The following is a 21032-nucleotide window of genomic DNA, read 5'->3' on the forward strand; positions in this document are numbered from 1 at the left end:
CGCAGCCATGAACCGACTCGGGGACGAGACCAGTCCCTATCTACGCCAACACTCCGACAACCCGGTGAACTGGTACCCGTGGGGCACCGAGGCCTTTGCCGCCGCACGGGCCGCCGACAAGCCAATTCTACTGTCGGTGGGCTATTCAGCCTGCCACTGGTGCCACGTAATGGCCCACGAGTCGTTCGAGGACCCGGAGACGGCGGCGATGATGAACGACCTGTTCGTGAACGTCAAGGTTGACCGGGAGGAGCGCCCCGACGTGGATGCCATCTACATGGAGGCCGTGCAGGCCCTCACCGGCCGGGGAGGGTGGCCCATGACGGTGTTCATGACCCCCGACGGCCGGCCGTTCCACGGTGGCACCTACTACCCGAGGGTCAGCCGAGGCCAGATGCCGTCGTTCACCGAGATCATGCGCCGGATCAAAGACGTGTGGGCCAACCGCCGCCGAGACGTGGACGACCAGGCCGACCAGATCACCCAGTCGCTGAACCGCACCGCATTGATCCAACCCGATCCCCAGTGGGGCGCGGCCAGAACCGGCTCTGAGGCCATGGACCAGGCGACCGCCGCTCTGCGCCAGCAGTACGACGCCGCCTGGGGCGGCTTCGGCGGGGCCCCCAAGTTCCCCCAGACCATGAGCCATGAGGTGCTGCTGCGCTCCTACCTCCACAGCGGCGACCAAGACGTGCTCAACATGGTGATCAACTCGCTCGACGCCATGGCCTCAGGGGGGATCTACGACCATTTGGGCGGCGGATTCAGCCGCTATTCGGTGGACGCCCAATGGATCGTGCCCCACTTCGAGAAGATGCTGTACGACAACGCCCTGTTCGCCCGGCTGTACCTGCACGCTTGGCAGGTAACCGGCCGGCCCCGCTTCCGTCAGGTGCTGGACGAGACCATCGGCTTCGTGCTGCGAGACCTCCGCCACGAGAGCGGCGGCTTCTACTCCGCCCTCGACGCCGACTCCGAAGGCGAGGAGGGGCGATTCTACGTGTGGACCCCCGATCAGATCACCTCGGTGCTGGGCGACGACGCGGCCGATTTCATGGCGTGTTATGGGGTAACCGAAGCCGGCAACTTCGAAGGGCACAACATCTTGTGGCGACCGGTTCGGGGCGACCTGCTCCGCCCGGCCGCGGTGGAGTTGGGCCGCGAGCGCTTGCTGTCGGCCCGGAACTTGCGCATACCCCCCGGTTTGGACGACAAGGTGCTGCTGGAGTGGAACAGCCTCATGCTGGCTGCTCTGGCCGAGGCGGCGGCGGCCACCGGAAACCAGCAGTGGCTGGAAGCGGCCATCAAGAACGGTGGCTTCCTATTGGACCGGCTCCGCCGATCCGACGGCCGCTGGCTGCGCTCCTGGCAGGCGGGAGACGGCGATCGCCCGGCCCAGGCCCGCCATCTGGCCTACGCCGCCGACTACGCGGCCGCAGCCGACGCATTCACCCGGCTGGGCGAGGCCTCGGGCCAGGCCCGCTGGATCGCCGAGGCCGTCAGGGCGGCCGATGGGCTGCTGGAGCTGTTCTGGGACCACGAGCGGGGCGGGGTGTTCACCACCGGCTCGGACGCCGAGGAGCTGATCTGCCGGCCCAAGGAGATCGCCGACAACGCCGTTCCCTCGGCCAACAGCGCCGCGGCCGTGGCCCTCTTGCGGCTGGGAACCCTCACCGGCAATTCCCGCTACCTCGACCGAGCCCAGGACATTCTGGGACTTCTGGGCGAGGTGGCCGCCAACCACCCCAGCGGCTTCGGCCACCTGCTCGAGGCCGCTGACATGAGCGCCACAGGTTTGACCGAGGTGGTGGTGGGCGGCGACCGCCCCGACCTGGTGGACGCGGTATGGGAGGGCTACCGGCCCAACACCGTGCTGGCCTGGGGAGAGCCCTATGACTCGCCACTGTGGGAAAGCCGCGCCGAGGGGTTGGCCTACGTGTGCCGCGACTACGCCTGCGAGGCCCCCGCCTCCACCAAAGAGGACCTGCTGGCCAGACTCTGAGTCTGGGCGCGAGACCACCCAGAGGGGGCCACACCAGACACCATGACCCGACACACGCAATGGGCTGAAGAGTGCTGCCGGCCCAGCACATGAGATGATCTGGGACCCCCAATGAGCCGACACACGAATATGGGCCTGCGAATCTCCTTTCTGGTTTTGCTGTGCCTTGTCTCGACCGCCCTGTTGACCACCGGGAAGCTGGTTGAGATCGCGGGGCGCCAGCCGTTGGGAGATAGCCGGGACCGCTGGGTGAGTGCGGCTGAGGCCGTGGACCGGGCCGCGAACTTCTTGTCGTTGAACCGGCCCTACGACTTGATCGCAGACTGGCGGGGCCTGGGCCAAGATGTGGGGGAGCGGGTGGACACCGTCGCCCAGGTGGTGGAGGCCCGCCAAGATGCCGGCATTGGCGGAGTCCCGACGGTGTCGGCTGAATCCGCCGGCGCCGGAGGCCGCGCCGGACCGGCGCCGACAGGGGTCGCCGCGCAGTTCGCGGTGGTCTCCCCCGACCGACCGTTGCGGGTGCATGTGGCAGGCGACAGCCAGGCCGATGAAGTCGGGCACACGCTGGCAGGGGCCTCCGGCGGCTTGTTCGACGTATCGGTCAACAGCCGCAACTCGACCAGCTTGGCTCGACCCGACTACTTCAACTGGCCGGCGGAGCTGTTGAAGGTGTCCATACGAGACGACCCCGACGTGGTGGTGCTGTTCCTCGGTGCCAGCGAATGGCAGAACATGGAGACCACCGACGGCAGTCTGGTCGAGCCGGGGACGCCGGAATGGCTGCAAGAGTGGTCATGGCGTTTGAGCGTGGCCCTCGACATACTCGCGGCCGACCATCGGCTGATCGTCTGGGTCGGCCTTCCGCCGATGCGGCCCGCCTGGAGCGCCGCCGGGGTGCCCGCCATCAATGCGGCCGCCGCGGCCGTTGTCGCCGACTTCCCCCAGGCGGTGATGATCGACATCTGGGATCTGTTCGGAGGAGAGGCCTACGCGGAGAGGGTGGCACCACCGGCTGGGGGGTCGCCGGTGCGAGTTCGCATGGATGACGGGATACACCTGAATCGCACCGGCTCGTCTTGGGTGTCCGACCAGGTGGTGGCGGAAGTTGCCGCAGTCTGGGAAGGCAGGTGCGACAGCCTCGCGGAAGACGGCGCCATTTGCTGGAGAGCGAGGGGGGAGGCCGGTCGAGACAGCGGAGGGGGCGCCCCGGCGCCGGAAACCTGTGCTGAGCTGCCCAACGGAGAACTCGTCTGCTGGCCGAACGATCGGGCAACACCGCTATTCGAGCCCCCGGGGGAGTATGTCTCGGTGTCGGCCAGCTGGAACCAAGTGTGCGCCCTGAGGGCTGCTGATTCGACCGCCACATGCTGGGGCGATGACCTCGACGGTCGGGCCGACATACCGGGGGGAGCGTTCGAGTCGGTCGTGGCCGGAGCGTGGCATGCGTGCGGGATCAGGCCGTCGGGGCAGGTGCAATGCTGGGGCACGCCGGTGGCGAACATGGCGGTTGCCCCGGCCGGGACCTATACCGAGGTCACTATCGGCGAGCGCCACTCCTGTGCCGTCAAGCCCGATGGCCGGGTCGATTGCTGGGGCGACAACGAGCGCAACCGCCGCGCCGTGCCCGACATCGAGTTCGCCATGGTCAGCGCGGGACGGTGGCATTCCTGCGGAATCGTTCCCGACCTGTCCGCGGTGTGCTGGGGCGACGACTCCCACGGCCAGGCGGACCCGCCCGGCGGGCAGTTCACGTCGCTGAGCGCGGGCGAGATCCACACTTGCGGCCTGAGGACAGACCGATCGGTCGAATGCTGGGGCGCCAATCTGCACGGCGAAACCGAGGCGCCCGATGGGGAGTTCACCTCGGTGGCCGCCGGAGAGCGGCACTCTTGCGGCCTGCTGGCCAGCGGTGAGGCCCGTTGCTGGGGCAACAACGACCACGGCCGGGCGGACCCCCCCGCCGGTGTGTTCTTGTCGCTGGACGCCGGGGGGAACATCTCGTGCGGGCTGCGCCCCGACCACAGTGTGGAATGCTGGGGTCGGGAGCTGGCCGGAGAGGCCTTGCGCTAGCAGCGCGTCGGGCTAGCCCACGGGGGCGGGGGCGCAGAGGCCGTCTAGCTCCACCACCTGGATCTTGTCTCGGTTCTCCCAGGTGATGGGCTGGTCCGGGTCGGGCCGCAGCTTGTACTCCCGGAACGACATCTCGCTGGCGTCGAACGCCAGCAGCCGGCCCACCAGGGTGTCGCCGTGGCCCAGGATCAGCTTGATGGCCTCTAGGGCCTGGATCGACCCCACGATGCCGGGCAGCACGCCCAGCACGCCGGCCTCGGCGCAGCTCGGGGCCATCTCGGCCGGAGGCGGCTCGGGGATCATGTCCCGGTAGGTGGGGCCGTTGCGGGGGTCGAACACCGTGACTTGGCCCTCGAACCGGAATATCGACCCGTGGACCACGGGGATGCCCAGCTTCACCGAGGCGTCGTTGAGCATGTAGCGCACCGGGAAGTTGTCGGCGCCGTCCACGATCACGTCGTAGTCGCCGATTATGCCCACGATGTTGTCGGCCCCCAGCCGCACGTCGTAGGCCACCACGTTCACATCGGGGTTCAGGGCGTTGAGAGTCTTCTTGGCCGAGTCCACCTTGCGGTCCCCCACCCGGTCGACGTTGTGGAGGATCTGGCGCTGGAGGTTGGAGGCGTCCACCACATCCATGTCCACAATGCCCACGGTTCCCACCCCCGCGGCGGCCAAGTACAGGGCGGCGGGAGAGCCCAGCCCGCCGGCGCCCAGGCACAGGACTTTGGCCTCCAGCAGCTTGAGCTGCCCCTCGGCGCCCACCTCGGGCAACAGCAGGTGGCGGTGGTAGCGGTTGCGCTGGTCGGGCGTGAGGGTTGTCGGCAGGGCCCAGTCCCGGCCCTCGTCCTTCCAGCGGTTGAACCCGCCGTCCATGGACACCACGTCGCCATAGCCCATCTCCTGGAGGGTGTGGGCGGCGAACGCCGAGCGCACCCCACCCGCGCACATGACCACCACCGCGGCGTCCTTGTCGGGCAGGCGGTTCTCCACGTTGGGCTCCAGGTTGCCCCGGGGGATGTGTACGGAGCCGGGCACTGCCCCCTGCTCGAACTCGTCGGGCTCTCGCACGTCGAGCAGCACTGCGCCGCCGGCCAGCATCGCTTCGGCGCCAGCGGGGTCGGTCTCAGTGATCTCAGCTCTGGCTTCTCTCAGGAGGTCTCTGAATGTGGGCATCGCTACGGTCACCTCGGTGTTGGCGGGACATCGGGCCGGACAGGGGAAGGAACTCCCATAAACCCTACCGGGTTAGTCCGGTTTTACCAATCCCCCGCCTGTTCACGGAGCCACGATCAGCGGCAGCGCCTCGCTGATCGATGCGGGCACCACCGCGGCGGCCAAGCCGTCGAACGGGGTGGGCTCGGCGTTCACGATCACCACTTGAGCACCGGCTTGATGGGCTATGGGGACCACGTTGGCGATCGGGTACACGGTCAGCGTGGAGCCCACCGCCAGCATCACATCGCAGTCCACGGCGGCCTGCTCTGACCGGTGCAGATCAGCCATAACCAGGTTCTGGCCGAACGAGATGGTGGCCGACTTCAATATCCCCCCGCACAGCCGGCACGGAGGATCGGCCTCTCCTGCTCTGACCCGCTCCAGAGCACGCTCCATCGGGGCGGTGTCGCCGCAGTCGAGGCAGCGGACTTTGGACGTCGTGCCGTGGATCTCCACCAAGCGCTCCTCTGAAGTGCCCGCCGCCCGGTGCAGGCCATCCACGTTCTGGGTTATCAAGGTGTGCAGCTTGCCCTGGTGCTCCAACTCCACCAGCGCCCGGTGGCCGGCGTTGGGCACCTTCCCCGCCCACATCGACCCCTCGGACAACCGCTGCCAGTTGCGCTTCCGCAGCCCGGGGTCAGCCACATACGACGACAGGGTGGCCGTCTTCTCCGCCTCGGGATTCTTGGTCCACAGCCCCTCCGGCCCCCGGAAGTCGGGGATGCCGCTGTCGGTGGAGATACCCGCCCCGGTGAGCACCACCACCCTGCCTGCTCCCCGCAATACTGCACGGGCTGTTTCAATCTCGCTGTTCAGCTCTTCGATGGGCCGCATAAGAATCGCCTAGTTGACAAACACCTATCTGACTAACGCCTATTCGACTATTGACAGTTTGATATGGAAATGAGCAAAATACACTTATATCTTCCCCCTTATAGTCAGCATGGTGAGAGCCGGCAGAAACGATCCTTGCATGAACTCCTCTTTCAAGCACTCATCGTTGTGGATTGAGCCATGGCGAGACCAGATCACCGAGGAAAGCGGGCACGACCCTCGGTCAAGATATGTGGAGCAGTACTGGCTGGGGGTAATCGGCCCCACCGCCGCCTGGCTCATGCGCTATGTGGCCTACGAGTTCGACGACTCGCCTGACGGGTTCGAGCTTCCCGTGAATGACATCGCCCTGCAACTGGGGATCAGCCCCAAGGCCGGACCGCGAGGGGGCCTTTATCGCACGATGGATCGTTTGGTGATGTTCCGGCTGGCCGCAGAGGGCCACGCCAGCTTCGCCGTCCGTCGCCGCCTGCCCCCGCTCAACAACGCCCAACTCCGCCGCCTGCCCCAGCACCTCCAGCGCTCCCACTCCTCCTGCTACTCGCAGCCAAAGTCCGCAGCCTGAGTCGGACTGCGCTAGACATCTGGCGTGGAAGACGACCTGAGAGCATCCTGGAACAGGCTGTGCGACACCCTCAAGGAGTCGGTCGACTACATCTTCGACCCCGAGTTGGGCGCAGATGCCTCCGAGCAGGCCGAAGGGCTCCGCCACCACCTGCGGATGCTCTTTCTGGCCGTTGACCGAACCCTTGAGAACAACGACCCCGAACACCCCGAACTGGGGTGGACCTATCCCTCCAAGTTCGGCCAGGACAATCCCGACGGGCTGTACCAGACTGCGCCCCTAGACCTGAGCCGCACTTATCGCCTCACCGGCCGTATCGACAACGTCCGCTACCTGGGTTTGTCGATATTGAATTTCGTCTCCGGCCGAGGAGGCATCACCCAACAGCTCAACGTCGGCACGCCCGACCTCACCGACATAGGCGGAGGCCGCATCGACGTCGTCTTCAGCCCCGACCCCGACCCCGGCGACCACGTCGGCGACTGGTACCAGGTTGAGCCCGAGATCTCTCGGCTGTTGGTGCGCCAGTTCTTCTCCGACTGGGCCACCGAGAGCCATGCCGAGCTGCACCTGGAGTGCCTCAACCCCACAGATCCGCCCGCCCGACTCGACCCAGTTCGCACCGCGTCACTGATCGACGCGGTGGCTGAAGAGGCCAACACCGTCCCCAAGTTCTGGACCGACTATGCGGTGGGCTACCGCGACCGGGGCGAGATAAACACCTTCGCCCACGTAGAGGGTAAGTTCAGCGGGGAAGGCCTCGGCGGCAGCGACCAGCAGGCGTACGGAGGGTGCTGGTACGAGGTGGGCCCCGACGAGGCCCTGCTGTTCGAGGTGACCCCGCCGACCTGCCTCTATTGGAATATCCAAGTGGGCGACACCTGGTTCCAGAGCCTCGACTACGTGAACCTCCCCACCACGTTGAACGACTCCCAGGCCCGCATCGACCCCGACGGCGTGCTGAGAGTGGTTGTCTCCCACCAAGACCCCGGAATCCAGAACTGGATCGCCCTAGGCGGCTGCCCCCAAGGAGCACTCACCTACCGGTGGAACAACGCCGACTCCGCGCCGGTGCCCACGCTGCGGCTCATGCCCGTTTCCGAGATCGCCGGATGCCTGCACCCCGACACCCCCCGGCTCAGCGCCGACGAACGTGCCGCGATTGACGCCGAGCGCCGCCGCCACGCCCTGCGCCGATTCACTCGATAGAACACCGGCCCTCGGTCTGCCCGGTTGGAAGCGCCGCGGCTAGAAATAAGCCGTGGACAACGATCTGAGAGCATCCTGGAACCGGCTGTGCGACACCCTCAAGGAGTCGGCCGACTACATCTTCGACCCAGCACGGGGGGCCGACGCATCCGAGCAGGCTGAGGGTCTGCGCCATCAGATTCGGATGTTCTTTTGGGCCTACGACCGAATCGTGGAGAACAACGACCCCGACCACCCCGAGCTGGGCTGGGTGTACCCCTTCAAGGTGGGCCAGGACAATCCCGATGCGATGTACATGACCGCGCCGGTGGACCTGAGCCACACCTACCGCCTGACCGGCCGGATCGACACCCTGCGCTACCTGGGACTGTCGTTGATGGACCACAGCTTCGGCCGTGGGCGCATCACTCAGCTCGTCGACGTGGGCAGTCCCGACCTGACCGACATCGGCAATGGCCGCATCGACGTGGTCTTCAGCCCCGACCCGGACCCCGGCGACCACGTCGGCGACTGGTTCCAAGTCGAGCCGCACCCCTGCCGGCTGTTTGTGCGCCAGTTCTTCTCTAACTGGGCGTCGGAGGACCAGGCCGATCTGCACTTCAAATGCCTAGACCCGTCGGGCCCTCCCAGCCGGCTCGATCCGGTGCGGACTTGTGAGCTGTTCGACGAGTTGGCCCGGGAGGTCGAGACCGTACCCAAGTTCTGGACCGACTTTGCCGGAGGTCAGCGCGACCGAGGCCAAATCAACTCCTTCGACCATGTTCCCCCTCACAAGGTGAGTCAGAGCGCCCAGGGGGGAAGCGAAAAGCAGTCTTACGGGCAGTGCTGGTACGAGGTGGGCCCCGACGAGGCCCTGCTATTCGAGGTGACCCCGCCCGACTGCCTGTACTGGAACATCCAGGTGGGCGACACCTGGTACCAAAGCCTCGACTACGTGAATCTCCCCACCACCATGAACGACTCCCAGGCCCGCCTAGACCCCGACGGCGTGCTCCGGGTGGTGATCTCCCACCAGGACCCCGGCATCCAGAACTGGATCGCCCTGGGCGGCTGCCCCCAGGGAGCACTCACCTACCGGTGGAACAATGCCGACTCCGCGCCGGTGCCCACGCTGCGGCTCATGCCCGTCTCTGAGATCGCCGGGTGCCTGCACCCCGACACCCCCCGGCTCAGCGCCGACGACCGCGCTGCCATCAACGCCGAGCGCCGCCGCCATGCTTTGCGCCGCTTCCTGAGGTAGCCCATGGAGTACGTGGCCGCGGCCCTTTCGTTGCGGGCGTCAACAGCCTTCGGGGATTGAGGGCTAGTCCGTGGAAGCTGTCGCCGCGGTCTATCTCATGGCCGCGGTCTTGCTGGGCGCGGCAGGAGCGTCGAAGGCGGTCACCCCCGAGCCGGCGTCCGCCGCCCTAGCCCGGCTCCAGCTCTACCACCGCCACTGGGCAGTGCGGCTGCTGGGCCTGATAGAGCTCATCGTGGCCGCCAGCGCCTTCATTGTGGGGGGCATCGTCCCCGCCACCGCCCTCGCCGCCCTCTATGCCGGATTCGCCGTAGTAGCCGCGGCCATGGTCCGCTCAGGATCAGCAGAACCCTGCGGCTGTTTCGGCCGAATCGAAATGCCCGCCACCAGGCGCCATGTAACTATGAACGTCCTAGCCGTCGCAGTCGGCCTGCTGGCCGCCTCCTGGCCCCTCGAGGCCATCGACAAGCTGTTCGACACCCGCCAATGGCTGTTCGCCCCATTTGCTGTCGTAGTAGTGGCCGGGGCCTACGGAGCGTTCGCGTGGCTCAGTCGCCCTGTCCCCAGTTGATCTCATCGAGACCACCCCATTCCAACGCCTAATCCAGGCAGATTCCGAATCGCAAAAGCCACTCCATTGAATCACGCCGGGTTTGGTAGAGACTGTTTTTGTTGGGTCACGGCCGGGGTGGCTGTGGTGTTGTTATGGTAGGCGGTTTCGTGGTCGGCGGGGGTGGTGTAGGTGTATCGGCCTTTGAGGAGTTGGCTGTGGCTGCGTCGGTTGTTGTACCAGTCGATGTATTCGAGGGTGGCGAACTCGACGTCGCTTTGTCCCTGCCAGGGGCCGTGCGGGTAGATGAGTTCCCATTTGAACAGGCCGTTGAAGCTCTCGATCATGGCGTTGTCGTAGCTGTCGCCTTTGCTGCCGACCGAGGCGACGATGTCGTTGTCGTCGAGGCGCTGGCTGTAGCGGATCGACACATATTGCGATCCGCGGTCGCTGTGGTGGACGGCTTTGTCGATGCTGTGGCCGCAGCGCCGGCGGGCGGCGATGGCCATGTCCAAAGCGTCGAGCGCCAACTCGGTGCGCAAAGAGCGCGACGCCTGCCAGCCCAGGACCCGGCGGGAGTAGGCGTCGACGACGAACGCCATGTAGACCCAGCCGGAGCGGGTCCGCACCCAGGTGAGGTCAGCGAGCCACAGCCGATCCGGGGCGTCGGCGCCGAAGTCCCTGTTCACGATGTCCTCGGGCATCTCGCCGCCGGCGGCGGGCGTGGTGGTGCGGGGCTTTTTGCCCCGGCGGGCGCCCGCCAGGCCCATCTGGCCCATCAGCCGCTCGACGGTGCAGCGGGCCACCCGCACGCCCTCGACGCGGTTTAGGTGGTCCCACACCTTGGCCGCGCCGTAGGCGCCGTAGTTCGCCTTGTGCGCCCTAGCGATCACCGGGCGCAGCCGGGCGTCGCGCAAAGCACGCTCCGACGGGGCCCGCTTTTTGGCCGCCCAGTAGGTGGACGGGGCGATCCCGACGCCGTGCTCTGTGAGCACCGCGCAGATCGGCTCGACCCCGAACCGGTGCCGGTAGGCGTCGATGAACGCCACTACAGCCTGGACTGGCGGTCGAGCTCCGCCCCGAAGAAAGCCGACGCCGCTTTCAATATCTCGTTAGCCCGGCGCAGCTCGCGGTTCTCGCGCTCGAGCTTTTGGAGCCGCCCGCGCTCCGCGGTCGTCACCCCCGGGCGCATCCCGCCGTCGACCTCCGCTCGGCGCACCTGATTGCGCACCGTCTCCGCCGACGGGCCCAGCTTGTCAGCGACCGAGCAGACCGCCTCCCACTGCGACCCGTGATGCCGCTCGTTGTCCAGCACCATCCGCACCGCCCGCTCACGCAACTCGGCGGGATATCTCCCATGATTTGGCATTGCTCCATCCTCTCAAGGAACAGAGCCTCCACAAAACACGGGGTGATTCACACCACGTTGGCCTGCCGCACAGGTTGATTTGCTGGAGTTGTGGCCATGTGGCTTTTGTAACGACATCATAAGCTTGGCGTGGCCGCATGGACTCGTAGTACCTTGACACCGTGAAGTCTTCAGTCTCCCCCCCCTCCTCCCCCCGATAAGCACGAACACCCTGAACTAGCAGGCCGCAAGGCCAGACGCCTCTACCGAAGACTCTCAATCCCCCTATTGGTCATCTGCGTCTTGGCCGCCGGGTTGGCTACCGCGGTCACGACAGCCAACGCCCAGCAAGCCCAGCAGACCGACTGGTATGTCAACGACAAGCCCATCCTGTGGGGTCCGCAAGAGGCGTGGTTCGAAGGTGATGCGGGCCAAGGCCACGGAACTAACAACTACCGGTGGACATACGCCATCGGGGGTGCGCGGTCAGCAGACAACTGGGTCCATTGGTATATGGGCGAACGCATTGGCAGACAACAAGTTGCTGCTTATATCCCCGGGACAAAGGCGACTGCCGCTGTTACTTACGTTGTTGTATTCGACGGGGCCGCACAGTACTCAACGCAGATTCATCAGAATCTCAATGCTGGAAAATGGATAAATCTCGGAACCTGGGACTTCAACGGCGCTGATGTCACCATCACCCTCAATGACAACGATGCCCTCCAGCACTACCAAACCGACGGCAAAGCGAATAGCAGGATCGGCGTAGACGCAATAATGATGCGCTGCGTCTCCAATTGTACGGCCTCTAATCCAACCCCCGATCCGACGACTCAACCGCCAACATCCTCAGTCACGCCAAGTCCCGTCCCCACGAGATCCGAGACGACACAACCCCAACTGCCTCCGTCACCGCCGCACAGTGTGAACGCCGCGGCCCACGGCTCGAACCAGATTCGCGTGAGTTGGAGTCCGCCGTCTGACGACGGCGGCTCGCCCATCAGCGGCTATAGGGTCGTCTGGTCCCGTCCCGCCATTGGTGCAAGCGGCCCCTGGAGCGGATCTGCGACCGTGGCCGGCACGTCTCACACCAGCGGCAATTTGAGGTTCGGGGTCACCTACACCGTCGCGGTCACAGCCATGAACCAACAGGGCCTGTCCAGCAGCCCGGTAACAGCCACCGCGACCACCCGGGCCGCCCAGCCGCCGTCGCCCCCGGCAAATGTGCGATTGAGCTACGTGGACACGGCCGGAGACCGCAAGATCGCCGTCTCGTGGTCACAGCCCGCCAGCAGCGGGAGCTCGGCGATCGCCGGCTACAGAATCACCGTCTCGCGGCCAGGCCGCACCTTCGGCCCCTTTTCCGCATCTGCCAGCTCGCGCAGCTTCAGTTTCGGCAATCCGCTCCGCGGAACCACATATTCGGTCTCGGTGACCGCCCGGAATTCCAACAGCACCAGCCGGGCAGCGGCCCGCGACATAACCATCCCAGAACAAACCGTCGGCCCCCCGGGCCCGCCGAGAAACGTGCGCGCCACATCAATAGGAGAGGGGATCGTCAACGTCACTTGGGATGCCCCGGCTGACAGCGGCAGCTCGGCGATCAGGAACTACGACGTTGTGTTCTCCCGGCCCGCTTACAACAACCACCCCGCGCATGGAAGGTTGGGCGAGTTCACTACCACCCGGAGGGCAACCGGCACGTCATATACAGCCGACGACCTTTATACGGGGATGAGATACCGCGTAAGGGTCACCGCCAGAAACCAAGACGGCAGGACGGGCAGATGCTCTACTGCGTACGTCACAACGTCGCCGCGGGTGAGCGTCGAGCTGGAAGGGAGCCCTTGGTGGAATCCCATAGATGACGACGATGCACTTGTGTTCTGGGAACCCATTCAGGGTGCAACACAATATCAACTTGACTGGCGGTATATTGAGATAGACACGGATGCTCTTAGGCGTGTCTACAACCGACTTGAATCTGGAGGGCTGTCATCAGGTCAAGCCCAGCAGTATTCAGGTCGAGCTGCCGAATTGCTGGAAGGTGAAGAAGTAAGAGCCAGCAGGATTTCAGGAGACTCTAGACCTGCCTCTTCTGGGCACCCTGAAATCAATTTCAATGTCAATATTCGTACATACCAAGATACCCGGCCCAATCCCGACAAGGTCGATAATTGGAATCCAGACAGAACTGAATTCCGAATTCACAGCAACCAGAAGCAGTATGTGTTGCAGGCGCGTGTTCGCGCCCACGGCTACGGCCTCACCGGCAGCGCTGCCGATACCTGGTGGCAGACAAACTGGTCCGACTGGGTTTATCACCCCAGTTCGAAGCTGACAGCCGGCTGCCAGGCCATTCAGGTCTACAACACCATCGAAGATGTGAAGAAAGCCATTGACGCAGCCAATTTAATCCTCACAATTGGGGGTATCGCTGGCGCCATCTTCACCGGAGGAACTTCTGTGATGGCCACCCAGGGCGCTAAGGCAGCCATCATCATCGCTGCCAAGCAGATAGTCAAAAAGGTTCTCTTTGACTACAGCTTGAAGAAGTTTATCCTTACCCTGATCAAAGAGATGGGCAAGGCCATTGCTGCCAGAGCAGCGGTGGATGTGCTTGCCTTTGTCTTCAACTGCGTGACCCACGCCATCGACACCGACAATTGGTCTGCCGAGAACGCCAAGGAACTCGGGGCAGAGATGATCCGCGAGTTCCTCGCAGCCGAGAACCTCAGCAGCACCATCGACCGGGACAAGGTGCTCCAAGAGTGGGCGAAGGCCAATGTCCTTTGATGCGGCTCGGATGGACTGCTTCAAGCTTCCAAGGGTCTGGATACGACGCTACGGCCCAAACAAGAAAAAGCCAGCTATCCGACGATGCGAGCCAAGGAGCGATGAATGAATAAGAACAAGTTGACTCTTGTCGCCGTGGTATTGGCGCTTGTGGCCTGGACAGGTATGAGCACCGCCTTTGCCCAAAGTGGGACCTCTCTGCCTGACGGCAGCGATGCCGCCGAAATGGGCTTAGTCGAAGATGTCGAGGAGCCTGCTGGGGAGGATTCCGCCGGGGAGGATTCCGCCGAACCAGACATGAGAGGTGACGGACCGCCCGGTGCTGGTGGGCCCGCACTGGAAGACGTCGTAGTGCGAGATCGGCTCATCGCCGACCAAGAAGCGCTTCTCAACGTGTACCGCTGTCAATTCAACGTCGATACCCAAGTGGCCCCCGGCGGCTGTCGGACCTGATCGCAAAACGACGGGTTGGCTGCGTGTGCGCTCGCGGCGAAGGCCGCCCGACCGGAAGGTTGCGCCCTGCGATGGCCTGACCCGGGCGGGCTGAATTGGCAGGCCAGACTCGTCTGGAAGGCTTGTTCTGTGGCAACTGATCCATCGTTCGCCAAGAGGACCGTCGGCGCACATCGCCAGGGGCGTAGAGGTTGTCTTGCTGCTCGGGCGCTGGCTGCGGCTTGTGTCCTGGTGGTGCTGGCGGCAGGTGCTCCTGTGCCGGCGCAGAGCTCGGGTGAGTCAGCGGTGACCCGGGAGGACGTCGTCTTGCGCGACGAGCTCATCGCGGCGCAAGAGACGCTGTTGAACACTTACCGGTGCCGGTTCTTCGTGGACACCGAGGTTGTGCGCGGCGGCTGTGTGGTCGGGGTGCCCCGGTCGGGGCCGGTTCAGCCCGCGGTGTTCGACGGGGTCCCGGACCGCAGCGACGTTGCAGTGCGCGACGAGCTCATCGCGGCCCAGGAGGCGCTGTTGAACACCTACCGGTGCCGGTTCGACATCGACACACAGGTCGTGGCAGGCGGGTGCACTGGGTTCTGGGAGCGGCAGTCGGGCGAACGGGTTTCTCATCTGTTGTTGGACGGGGCTAACGAACTGCGCGACGGGCTGGCGCCGCTGGCGCTCGACGCGAACCTGTCGGCTGCCGCGCAGCGAAAGGCCCAAGCACAGGCCGACGCCGACGACTGGCAGCATGACTTCGACTTCGTCCCGCTTTTGTCGGGCTGGGCCATCTGGTTCGAGGGCCAGTCAGCGAGGGTCGGGGCCGGTCCGAGGGCCAGGGAGCTCGACGTGCGCTTGAGCGGGTTGCTGGTGGGCTCGACGGGAGCTGCGACGCTGCGCTGCGAGATCTGCACCCATCTGGGCGTGGGCGTTGCCTCGCGCAGCGGGCGGACATTCGCTACGTTCGTGGTCGGCGGGCACGCCCCGGCAGAGGCCCGGATTGCCGACGCTGAGGCCGAAATGGCCGCACTGGTGAACCAGCTTCGGGTGGGCCTCGGGCTTGACCGCCTCGTCTATCACGACGGGGTTGCAGCGGTGGCCCGCCGCTGGTCCCAGACCATGGCCGCAAAAAGAGAGATCCGGCACAACCCCAGCTACAGCGACCAGTACCCGTCAGGGTGGCGTCTCGCCTCCGAGAACGTCGCCTCGATCTTCCAGTTCAGTTCGCTCAGCGACGCGGTGCACCAGTCCTTCGACAACCTGGTGGACAGTCCCGGCCACTACGCAAACATGGTCAACCCCGACTACACCCATGTGGGAGCGGGCATCGCTGTGGGCAGCGGCGGCTTCTACGTCACCCAGAACTTCGCCCGCTACCCTGCCACACCCCCGGCCACGCCGGACCCCCAACCCAACAGCAGCGCCACATCAGTCGAGTTGGCCCAGACCGACGCAGACGCCGTCCTCGACGGGAGGTGCACTTTCTCTTGCACATGGCAACAAGTCACCTTGTCGGGGTTCCCGCTGGGCACCTATACAGTCGAGTGCTGGTCGCTCGACTCCGCGGACGGGACCGCCTTCAGATACCATCTGTCAGACCAGTACACCGTAACGGTCGGGGACGATGGCACAGGCGTCAACTCGCGAGTCTGCTGGAACGGCTGGTACGACGACGTGGCCGAAAACAGCGCGAATGTGTACGTAACTGTGAACGGCATCAAGTCCAACACAACCACCTTGAGGCGTCCTGGCTCTTGATCGCCGCATGAATACACAACAAGGCCGCAGCATCCGTAAGCGAACGGCGATTGCGGTGGCGGTTGAGTGCTTGATGCTTCCCTTGCTCGGCGCAAATGTCGGAGGGCAATCGCATACAGGCGGAGGTCCCTCCCTGAGCGACATTTCTGTGCGCGACGAGTTGATTGCTGCCCAAGAATCCCTGCTGAACTCCTACCGCTGCCAGTTCGACGTCGACACCCATATCGTTCCCTACGACTGCGCCTCGGGACGTCCCCTCACCCGCCTCGACCGATTAAGAGCACAGCTGGAGTCTCTGACGCTCGACGCGATGAACGAGATCCGCGGCCCTGCGACATCATTGCCCGTCCTCAGGTCAAGCACAGGTCTGTCAGCAACCGCCCTGGCACACGCGCAGGCCATGGCCGACGCGCAGAGCTTTCGGACCCCGTTCGATTACTGGGCGCACCTAGAACCCGATTGGGACTTTTGGAGCATCGGTAAATCGGCGAGCATCACCGGCGACATCTACGACCCGCAAGCCCCTGCCGAACTCAGCACCGCCCTCTTGGGAGAAGAAGGCTCGCGGCTGCCGGCATGCGGGGTATGCACCCACCTTGCCACCGGCATCGCAACCGCCGCCGACGGTACCTCCTATGTCACCGTGATGATGGCTGGGCGCGATTCCGGCCGTCAGCTCACCGAAGCAGAAATGGCAGCAGCCGAGGCTGAAATGGCCGCCCTGGTCAGCGAGCTGCGATCCAGCCTCGGGCTTAACACGCTGGCTTACGACCCCGGTGTGGCGGCCGCGGCCCGCCGTTGGTCGCAAATCATGGGTGCCGGATTCGACTTCAACCACAATCCCAATGCCGGTGCCGACTACCCAACCGGGTACCTGTTCAACGGAGAGAACATCGCCCTCAACAAGCTCACCACCACTACCTCCGACGCAGTACAGCAATCCTTTGGCGACTTCGTCAACAGCCCACTGCACTACGCCGCCATGGTCGACCCCGAAACCACCCACATGGGTGTCGGCATCGTCCTCAAAGCCGGATGGCTATGGATCACCCAGAACTTCGCCTCCTACCCGCTAACTTCGTGTAGATGCAATGACGTAGATCTGGTCGTTGTGGGGCAGGGCTCGGGCGATGCGCTTGTCGGCGGTGATCAGGGGGCAGTCGAGTCTTTCGGCTAGTGCCACGTATAGGGCGTCGTAGAAGCTGACGCTTTGGCGAAGCTGCCATGCCCGAGAGGCCAGCACGCCGTGGTGAGGGTGGCGACGGTGAACCATGCGCTCAGCAAGCAGCCGAGCCGATTCAGCAGCTTTTTCGCCAATCTCGCCCCGCAGGACCATGGAGCGAAGGGCGCTCCCAACCTCGGCATCAACCAAGAACGGGGCGACCCGCCGACAATCTCGCAACCGCTCTCTCGCCCGGGTTCCGATCAAGTCAGCATCGGCCACCGCGGCAACCAGAGCCGAAGCGTCAACAACTACGGGACCTGGACTCACCGACGTTCGGCATCGAGGTCGGAAAGCAGGGCCTCGATGTCGAGCCGAATGCCGTGGGCATCCACGAAGCGCTCCACATCGCCGAAGAGCGCACCTTCATCAGGCTCGCGGGCCAGCCGCTCGATCTGCCCCTTCATGTACCCCTGAATCGACTGCCCCTCAGCTCGGGCCCGTCGGCGGATGACCTCATAGGCCTCCTCGGAGACATCCCGAATCTGAATAGTCGCCATACCCAAATGATAGCGCTACAGCGCTGATTTGCAAGCAAATGTCCATACGCCGTCGGCGGCGGCTCGAAGTTGACTAGGGCGTCGAACCGAATCCCCAGAACACCCCACATCAACTAGGAAATCAGAGTGGATATGGTGCCGATATGGCATCACCGCCCCAACATTCGGTCAACGGGCAGCCAACTGGGTTTCCTAGGATTCAGGGGCCGAGCAGGGCTGCTGGGATCACGCCGATGCCATCTCGGCGGCGGTAGGCCTCTCGGCCGGTAGTGATAACGACGGCGTCTGCCAAGCGCGGTCCGATTCGCTTGGCAAGCCAGTGAAGGTGCCGCACGTCGGTGTCGTCGACCAGCGCCGAGAGCTTCACCTCTAGGGCCACAATTCCACCATCGGCTCGCTCGACGATTAGATCGACTTCCTGCTCGCCAGCGCGGGTGCGCAGGTGTGAGACTCGTGCCTCGTTGTGCTGGGCGTATGTTCTAATCGACAGGGTGACAAGGGACTCAAACAGCGCGCCCAACAGCGTCCCATCCCGAGGAATGTGAGGTCCGATGTCAGCACCTTCGATGAGAGCGTCGACATCAACGCCGAGTAGGCGTGCAGCCAGTGCAGGATCGGCAAGCTGGTGGACAGGAGAAGCGGCCAGTCGACGGAAGCGGTTGCCAGTCGGCAACCACGCTGGCACCTCCTCAACCATCCATAGCTGCTCCAGCATGCTGCGATATGCGGTTGTCGTCGCTCTCGCTGGTTTGTCCGGCTCTCCTGGGGTTGCGGCATCTCGGATGGTCGCGTAGCTCGCGGTGGTGGAGGTTGCCGCCGCGAATGCGGTCATCCAACTCAGCATGGTGGCGCGATCTCGGACATTGCGGCCTAGTTCACCCAGATCGTGTTCCACAATGCGCTCCACATAGCCATCAAGCTGTGCCCGTCGCAGTCGATCCGGCAGGGCTCTGATTGCGGGAAAACCCGACCTGACTACCTCAGCTGCGTAGTCGGCCAATCTGACATCAGTCTCACCCGCTAGTAGGGGCCTTCGTCCACTAAGGAGTTCACTGAGGGCCACAGTTGCCTCGCCGAGACTGCGCTCGGCCAGCGAGAGCGGCCGCATCCTGACCATGACAATACGCCCAGCACCTGAGTGGGTCGGAGCCACAGACGGCGCAGCCGACCCAGTGAGCAAGAACCGGCCCGCGATCGGGTCATGGTCGACGGCCCGTCGCACCAAATCCCACGAATTCGGCATCCTCTGCCACTCGTCGATGAGAATCGGGGAATCGCCGCTGACCACGCGCTCAGGTTCGGCTCGCAGTATTTCTGCTTGAGCCGCATCGTCGAGGCGATACACAGTGGCTGCCCTGCGCTGTGCTGTCTCGGTCTTCCCCACCGCTCTGGGGCCCTCAATGGAAATCGCAGGCAACCCAGCAAGCAGTTCGTCAATCTCAAGATCCACAATCCTGGGCAGATAGCTGTCCATCTATCTAACTATACAAAATGGACATCCTCGAAGTGACAAAATGGACGGTATCCAAAAGACATATCGGACGACCGGTTCACCCCGCAGGACCATGAAGCGAAAGGCGCTGCCAACCTCGGCATCGATCAAGAACGGGGCGACCCGCCGACAATCTCGCAATCGCTCTCTCGCCCGGGTTCCGATCAAGTCAGCATCGGCAACCGCGGTAACCAGAGCCGAGGCGTCAGCAACGACGGGACTTGGGCTCACCGACGTTCGGCATCGAGATCGGAAAGCAGAGCCTCAATGTCGAGCCGAATGCCGTGGGCTTCTAGGCAGGCAAGTTCCCCAATGACTCAACCGGCCGCAGGCACCTCGAAGTTAACCAGGGCGTCAAGGAGCATCCTCACGCCGAAGCCGGTACCCCCCTTGGTGGTTTCGCCGTCCTCGGCGTCGGTGAAGGCGGGACCGGCGATGTCGAGGTGGGCCCAGGCGATACCGTCGTCCACGAAATTGGACAAGAACAGCCCGGCGGTCAGCGCGCCGCCGTGGGGGCCGCCGATGTTCTTCATGTCGGCCACCGACGAGTCGAGCTGGGCCTTGTAGTCGTCGGGCAACGGCAGCCGCCATACCCGCTCACCGGTGCGCTCGGCGGCGTCGGCCAACTGGTTGATCCACGCCTCGTTGTTGCCCATGAGTCCGGCCACCTTGGGGCCCAGCGCCACCATGCACGCTCCGGTGAGGGTGGCCAGGTCGACAATGGCGTCGGGCTCAGCCCGACAGGCCAGCGATAGGGCGTCGGCCAGCACTAGGCGGCCCTCAGCATCGGTGTTGAGCACCTCGACGGTCTTGCCGTTGGCCATGGTGAGCACATCGCCGGGTCGGGTGGCGTCGCCCCCCAGCATGTTGTCGGTCATGGGCACGTAGCCGGTGACCTTCACCGGCGGCGCCACTGCGGCAATGGCAGCCATCACTCCCAGAACCGCGGCACCCCCGCTCATGTCGCACTTCATGGTCATCATGCCGGTGCCGGTCTTGATCGACAGCCCACCGGAATCGAATGTGAGGCCCTTGCCCACCAGCGCCACCGACCCCCGGCACTCGGCTTCCGGGCCGGGAGCGTACGACACCTCCACGAAACGGGGCGGCTGCTCCGACCCCCGGTTGACTCCCAGCAGTCCGCCCAGTTCGGCCTCGCGGATGGCGTCCAAGTCGAGCACGGTGATCTCCAGATCCTCCCGCTCGGCCATCTCCGCCGCGATCTCGGCAAACCGGGTGGGGGTAAGAGACCCGCCCGGCTCGTTGACCAGATCGCGCACAAAGCACACCGCCTCGGCCACCCGCCGGCCCCGCTCCAGCGCCTCGGCCACCGCTCTGCCTCCCGGGCCGATCACATGCACGTTCTCCAGCTTGTTGGGATGGTGCTCCGACTTGAACTCGCCGTAGGAGTAAGACCCCAGGGTCATACCCTCGGCCAGGGCCTCCAGCGCGTCGGCGCGGTCGATGCTGTCGGGCACGGCGTCGAGAACCGACACCGCGATGCGCTTCATCCGCTTGGCCGACCGGGCCAGCGAGGCCGCTGCCTTTCGGATCACCGCGGCGGTAATCTTGTCGGCCGGCCCCAATCCGACCACAGCAATCGGACGGTCTTGTCCCGAGACGATCTCCACCTCCCCGGCCTTGGCCTCGAATCCGCGGCCGTCGAGCACCCCCCAGTCCAGCCCGTCGGGCCGCTCGGCGTCTTCGCCCGAGCACACCCCCACCGCGTGCAGTTCGGCACTGGCCGGGTTTCTTCTACCGGTTCGAAACGCGATCACCTGGTCTCCTCGAATTGA

The 21032-nt window shown here is 64.7% G+C and carries 18 protein-coding genes, 2 pseudogenes and 1 other annotated feature; of the genes and pseudogenes, 11 read left to right on the forward strand and 9 right to left on the reverse strand.

Going from position 1 to position 21032, the window contains the following annotated elements; genetic code table 11:
- The first annotated feature begins 7 nt into the window (after positions 1-7).
- Together ACOGXA_RS05490 and ACOGXA_RS05495 are read left to right on the forward strand one after the other, a co-directional pair.
- Positions 8-2002, forward strand: a complete 1995-nt coding sequence (locus ACOGXA_RS05490) for a thioredoxin domain-containing protein (RefSeq protein ID WP_419926273.1) — start codon at positions 8-10, stop codon at positions 2000-2002.
- Positions 2003-2113: 111 nt separating this feature from the next.
- Entirely contained in the window at positions 2114-4072 is a 1959-nt protein-coding gene (locus ACOGXA_RS05495) for a DUF459 domain-containing protein (RefSeq protein WP_419926274.1), read from the forward strand.
- Positions 4073-4084: 12 nt separating this feature from the next.
- Here the strand turns inward: ACOGXA_RS05495 and moeB are convergent, their stop codons facing one another.
- Positions 4085-5248 (reverse strand): molybdopterin-synthase adenylyltransferase MoeB, encoded by a 1164-nt coding sequence (gene moeB, locus ACOGXA_RS05500; protein ID WP_419926275.1) that lies wholly within the window; start codon positions 5246-5248, stop codon positions 4085-4087.
- 102 nt (positions 5249-5350) lie between these two features.
- Positions 5351-6124 carry an SIR2 family NAD-dependent protein deacylase gene (locus ACOGXA_RS05505; protein WP_419926276.1) on the reverse strand — a complete coding sequence of 258 codons (774 nt, stop codon included), beginning with the start codon at positions 6122-6124 and terminating at the stop codon, positions 5351-5353.
- A 139-nt stretch (positions 6125-6263) separates the two neighbouring features.
- On the opposite strand from ACOGXA_RS05505, the gene ACOGXA_RS05510 reads away from it, so the two are divergent.
- From ACOGXA_RS05510 to ACOGXA_RS05525, 4 genes are all read left to right on the forward strand, one after another.
- Positions 6264-6689: a hypothetical protein gene (locus tag ACOGXA_RS05510; protein WP_419926277.1), complete on the forward strand. Its 426-nt coding sequence runs from the start codon at positions 6264-6266 to the stop codon at positions 6687-6689.
- A 24-nt stretch (positions 6690-6713) separates the two neighbouring features.
- On the forward strand, positions 6714-7898 hold the full coding sequence (locus tag ACOGXA_RS05515) for a hypothetical protein (RefSeq protein WP_419926278.1): 1185 nt from the start codon (positions 6714-6716) through the stop codon (positions 7896-7898).
- A gap of 52 nt (positions 7899-7950) precedes the next feature.
- Complete coding sequence (locus ACOGXA_RS05520; RefSeq protein ID WP_419926279.1) at positions 7951-9138, forward strand: hypothetical protein; 1188 nt, start codon at positions 7951-7953, stop codon at positions 9136-9138.
- Between the two features lie 70 nt (positions 9139-9208).
- The gene (locus ACOGXA_RS05525) at positions 9209-9706 is read left to right on the forward strand and encodes a MauE/DoxX family redox-associated membrane protein (protein WP_419926280.1); all 498 of its coding nucleotides are present in this window, start codon (positions 9209-9211) and stop codon (positions 9704-9706) included.
- A 71-nt stretch (positions 9707-9777) separates the two neighbouring features.
- Here ACOGXA_RS05525 and ACOGXA_RS05530 read toward each other — a convergent pair.
- Together ACOGXA_RS05530 and ACOGXA_RS05535 are read right to left on the reverse strand one after the other, a co-directional pair.
- Positions 9778-11054, reverse strand: a protein-coding gene (locus tag ACOGXA_RS05530; protein ID WP_419925131.1) for an IS3 family transposase whose coding sequence is annotated in 2 segments (ribosomal slippage) — positions 9778-10775 and positions 10775-11054 — 1278 coding nt in all. Because the reading frame shifts where the segments join, the coding sequence is not laid out codon by codon here.
- Positions 10648-10776 (reverse strand) — a sequence feature (AL1L pseudoknot). Its footprint overlaps the gene before it by 129 nt.
- Positions 11055-11651: 597 nt before the next feature.
- Entirely contained in the window at positions 11652-11873 is a 222-nt protein-coding gene (locus ACOGXA_RS05535) for a hypothetical protein (RefSeq protein ID WP_419927061.1), read from the reverse strand.
- On the opposite strand from ACOGXA_RS05535, the pseudogene ACOGXA_RS05540 reads away from it, so the two are divergent.
- From ACOGXA_RS05540 to ACOGXA_RS05560, 5 genes and pseudogenes are all read left to right on the forward strand, one after another.
- Positions 11817-12758, forward strand: a pseudogene (locus tag ACOGXA_RS05540) (fibronectin type III domain-containing protein); the annotation flags it as partial. The gene ACOGXA_RS05535 and the pseudogene ACOGXA_RS05540 sit on opposite strands and share 57 nt — an antisense overlap.
- A gap of 99 nt (positions 12759-12857) precedes the next feature.
- Positions 12858-13832 carry a hypothetical protein gene (locus ACOGXA_RS05545; protein ID WP_419927062.1) on the forward strand — a complete coding sequence of 325 codons (975 nt, stop codon included), beginning with the start codon at positions 12858-12860 and terminating at the stop codon, positions 13830-13832.
- A gap of 105 nt (positions 13833-13937) precedes the next feature.
- Entirely contained in the window at positions 13938-14285 is a 348-nt protein-coding gene (locus ACOGXA_RS05550) for a hypothetical protein (protein ID WP_419926281.1), read from the forward strand.
- A 285-nt stretch (positions 14286-14570) separates the two neighbouring features.
- Positions 14571-16022 (forward strand): CAP domain-containing protein, encoded by a 1452-nt coding sequence (locus tag ACOGXA_RS05555; protein ID WP_419926282.1) that lies wholly within the window; start codon positions 14571-14573, stop codon positions 16020-16022.
- 148 nt (positions 16023-16170) lie between these two features.
- Positions 16171-17199: a CAP domain-containing protein gene (locus tag ACOGXA_RS05560; RefSeq protein WP_419926283.1), complete on the forward strand. Its 1029-nt coding sequence runs from the start codon at positions 16171-16173 to the stop codon at positions 17197-17199.
- Here the strand turns inward: ACOGXA_RS05560 and ACOGXA_RS05565 are convergent.
- From ACOGXA_RS05565 to ACOGXA_RS05585, 5 genes and pseudogenes are all read right to left on the reverse strand, one after another.
- On the reverse strand, positions 17095-17514 hold the full coding sequence (locus ACOGXA_RS05565) for a type II toxin-antitoxin system VapC family toxin (protein ID WP_419926284.1): 420 nt from the start codon (positions 17512-17514) through the stop codon (positions 17095-17097). The genes ACOGXA_RS05560 and ACOGXA_RS05565 overlap by 105 nt on opposite strands.
- Entirely contained in the window at positions 17511-17744 is a 234-nt protein-coding gene (locus ACOGXA_RS05570) for an antitoxin (RefSeq protein WP_419926285.1), read from the reverse strand. The genes ACOGXA_RS05565 and ACOGXA_RS05570 overlap by 4 nt, the downstream gene beginning before the upstream one ends.
- Before the next feature lie 199 nt (positions 17745-17943).
- Complete coding sequence (locus ACOGXA_RS05575; RefSeq protein ID WP_419927049.1) at positions 17944-18744, reverse strand: ATP-binding protein; 801 nt, start codon at positions 18742-18744, stop codon at positions 17944-17946.
- Positions 18745-18840: 96 nt separating this feature from the next.
- A pseudogene (locus ACOGXA_RS05580) lies at positions 18841-19218 on the reverse strand (AAA family ATPase); the annotation flags it as partial.
- A gap of 335 nt (positions 19219-19553) precedes the next feature.
- Complete coding sequence (locus tag ACOGXA_RS05585; protein ID WP_419926286.1) at positions 19554-21014, reverse strand: leucyl aminopeptidase; 1461 nt, start codon at positions 21012-21014, stop codon at positions 19554-19556.
- Between the last annotated feature and the right edge of the window lie 18 nt (positions 21015-21032).

The sequence above is a fragment of the Candidatus Poriferisocius sp. genome, assembly GCF_965208475.1.
GTDB lineage: Bacteria > Actinomycetota > Acidimicrobiia > Acidimicrobiales > Bin134 > Poriferisocius.

Coding starts and splice junctions, on each gene's coding strand:
- ACOGXA_RS05570 (WP_419926285.1), bottom strand. CDS start 17,744: ATGGCGACTATTCAGATTCGGGATGTCTCCGAGGAGGCCTATGAGGTC.
- ACOGXA_RS05490 (WP_419926273.1), top strand. CDS start 8: ATGAACCGACTCGGGGACGAGACCAGTCCCTATCTACGCCAACACTCC.
- moeB (WP_419926275.1), bottom strand. CDS start 5,248: ATGCCCACATTCAGAGACCTCCTGAGAGAAGCCAGAGCTGAGATCACT.
- ACOGXA_RS05495 (WP_419926274.1), top strand. CDS start 2,114: ATGAGCCGACACACGAATATGGGCCTGCGAATCTCCTTTCTGGTTTTG.
- ACOGXA_RS05550 (WP_419926281.1), top strand. CDS start 13,938: ATGAATAAGAACAAGTTGACTCTTGTCGCCGTGGTATTGGCGCTTGTG.
- ACOGXA_RS05505 (WP_419926276.1), bottom strand. CDS start 6,124: ATGCGGCCCATCGAAGAGCTGAACAGCGAGATTGAAACAGCCCGTGCA.
- ACOGXA_RS05510 (WP_419926277.1), top strand. CDS start 6,264: ATGAACTCCTCTTTCAAGCACTCATCGTTGTGGATTGAGCCATGGCGA.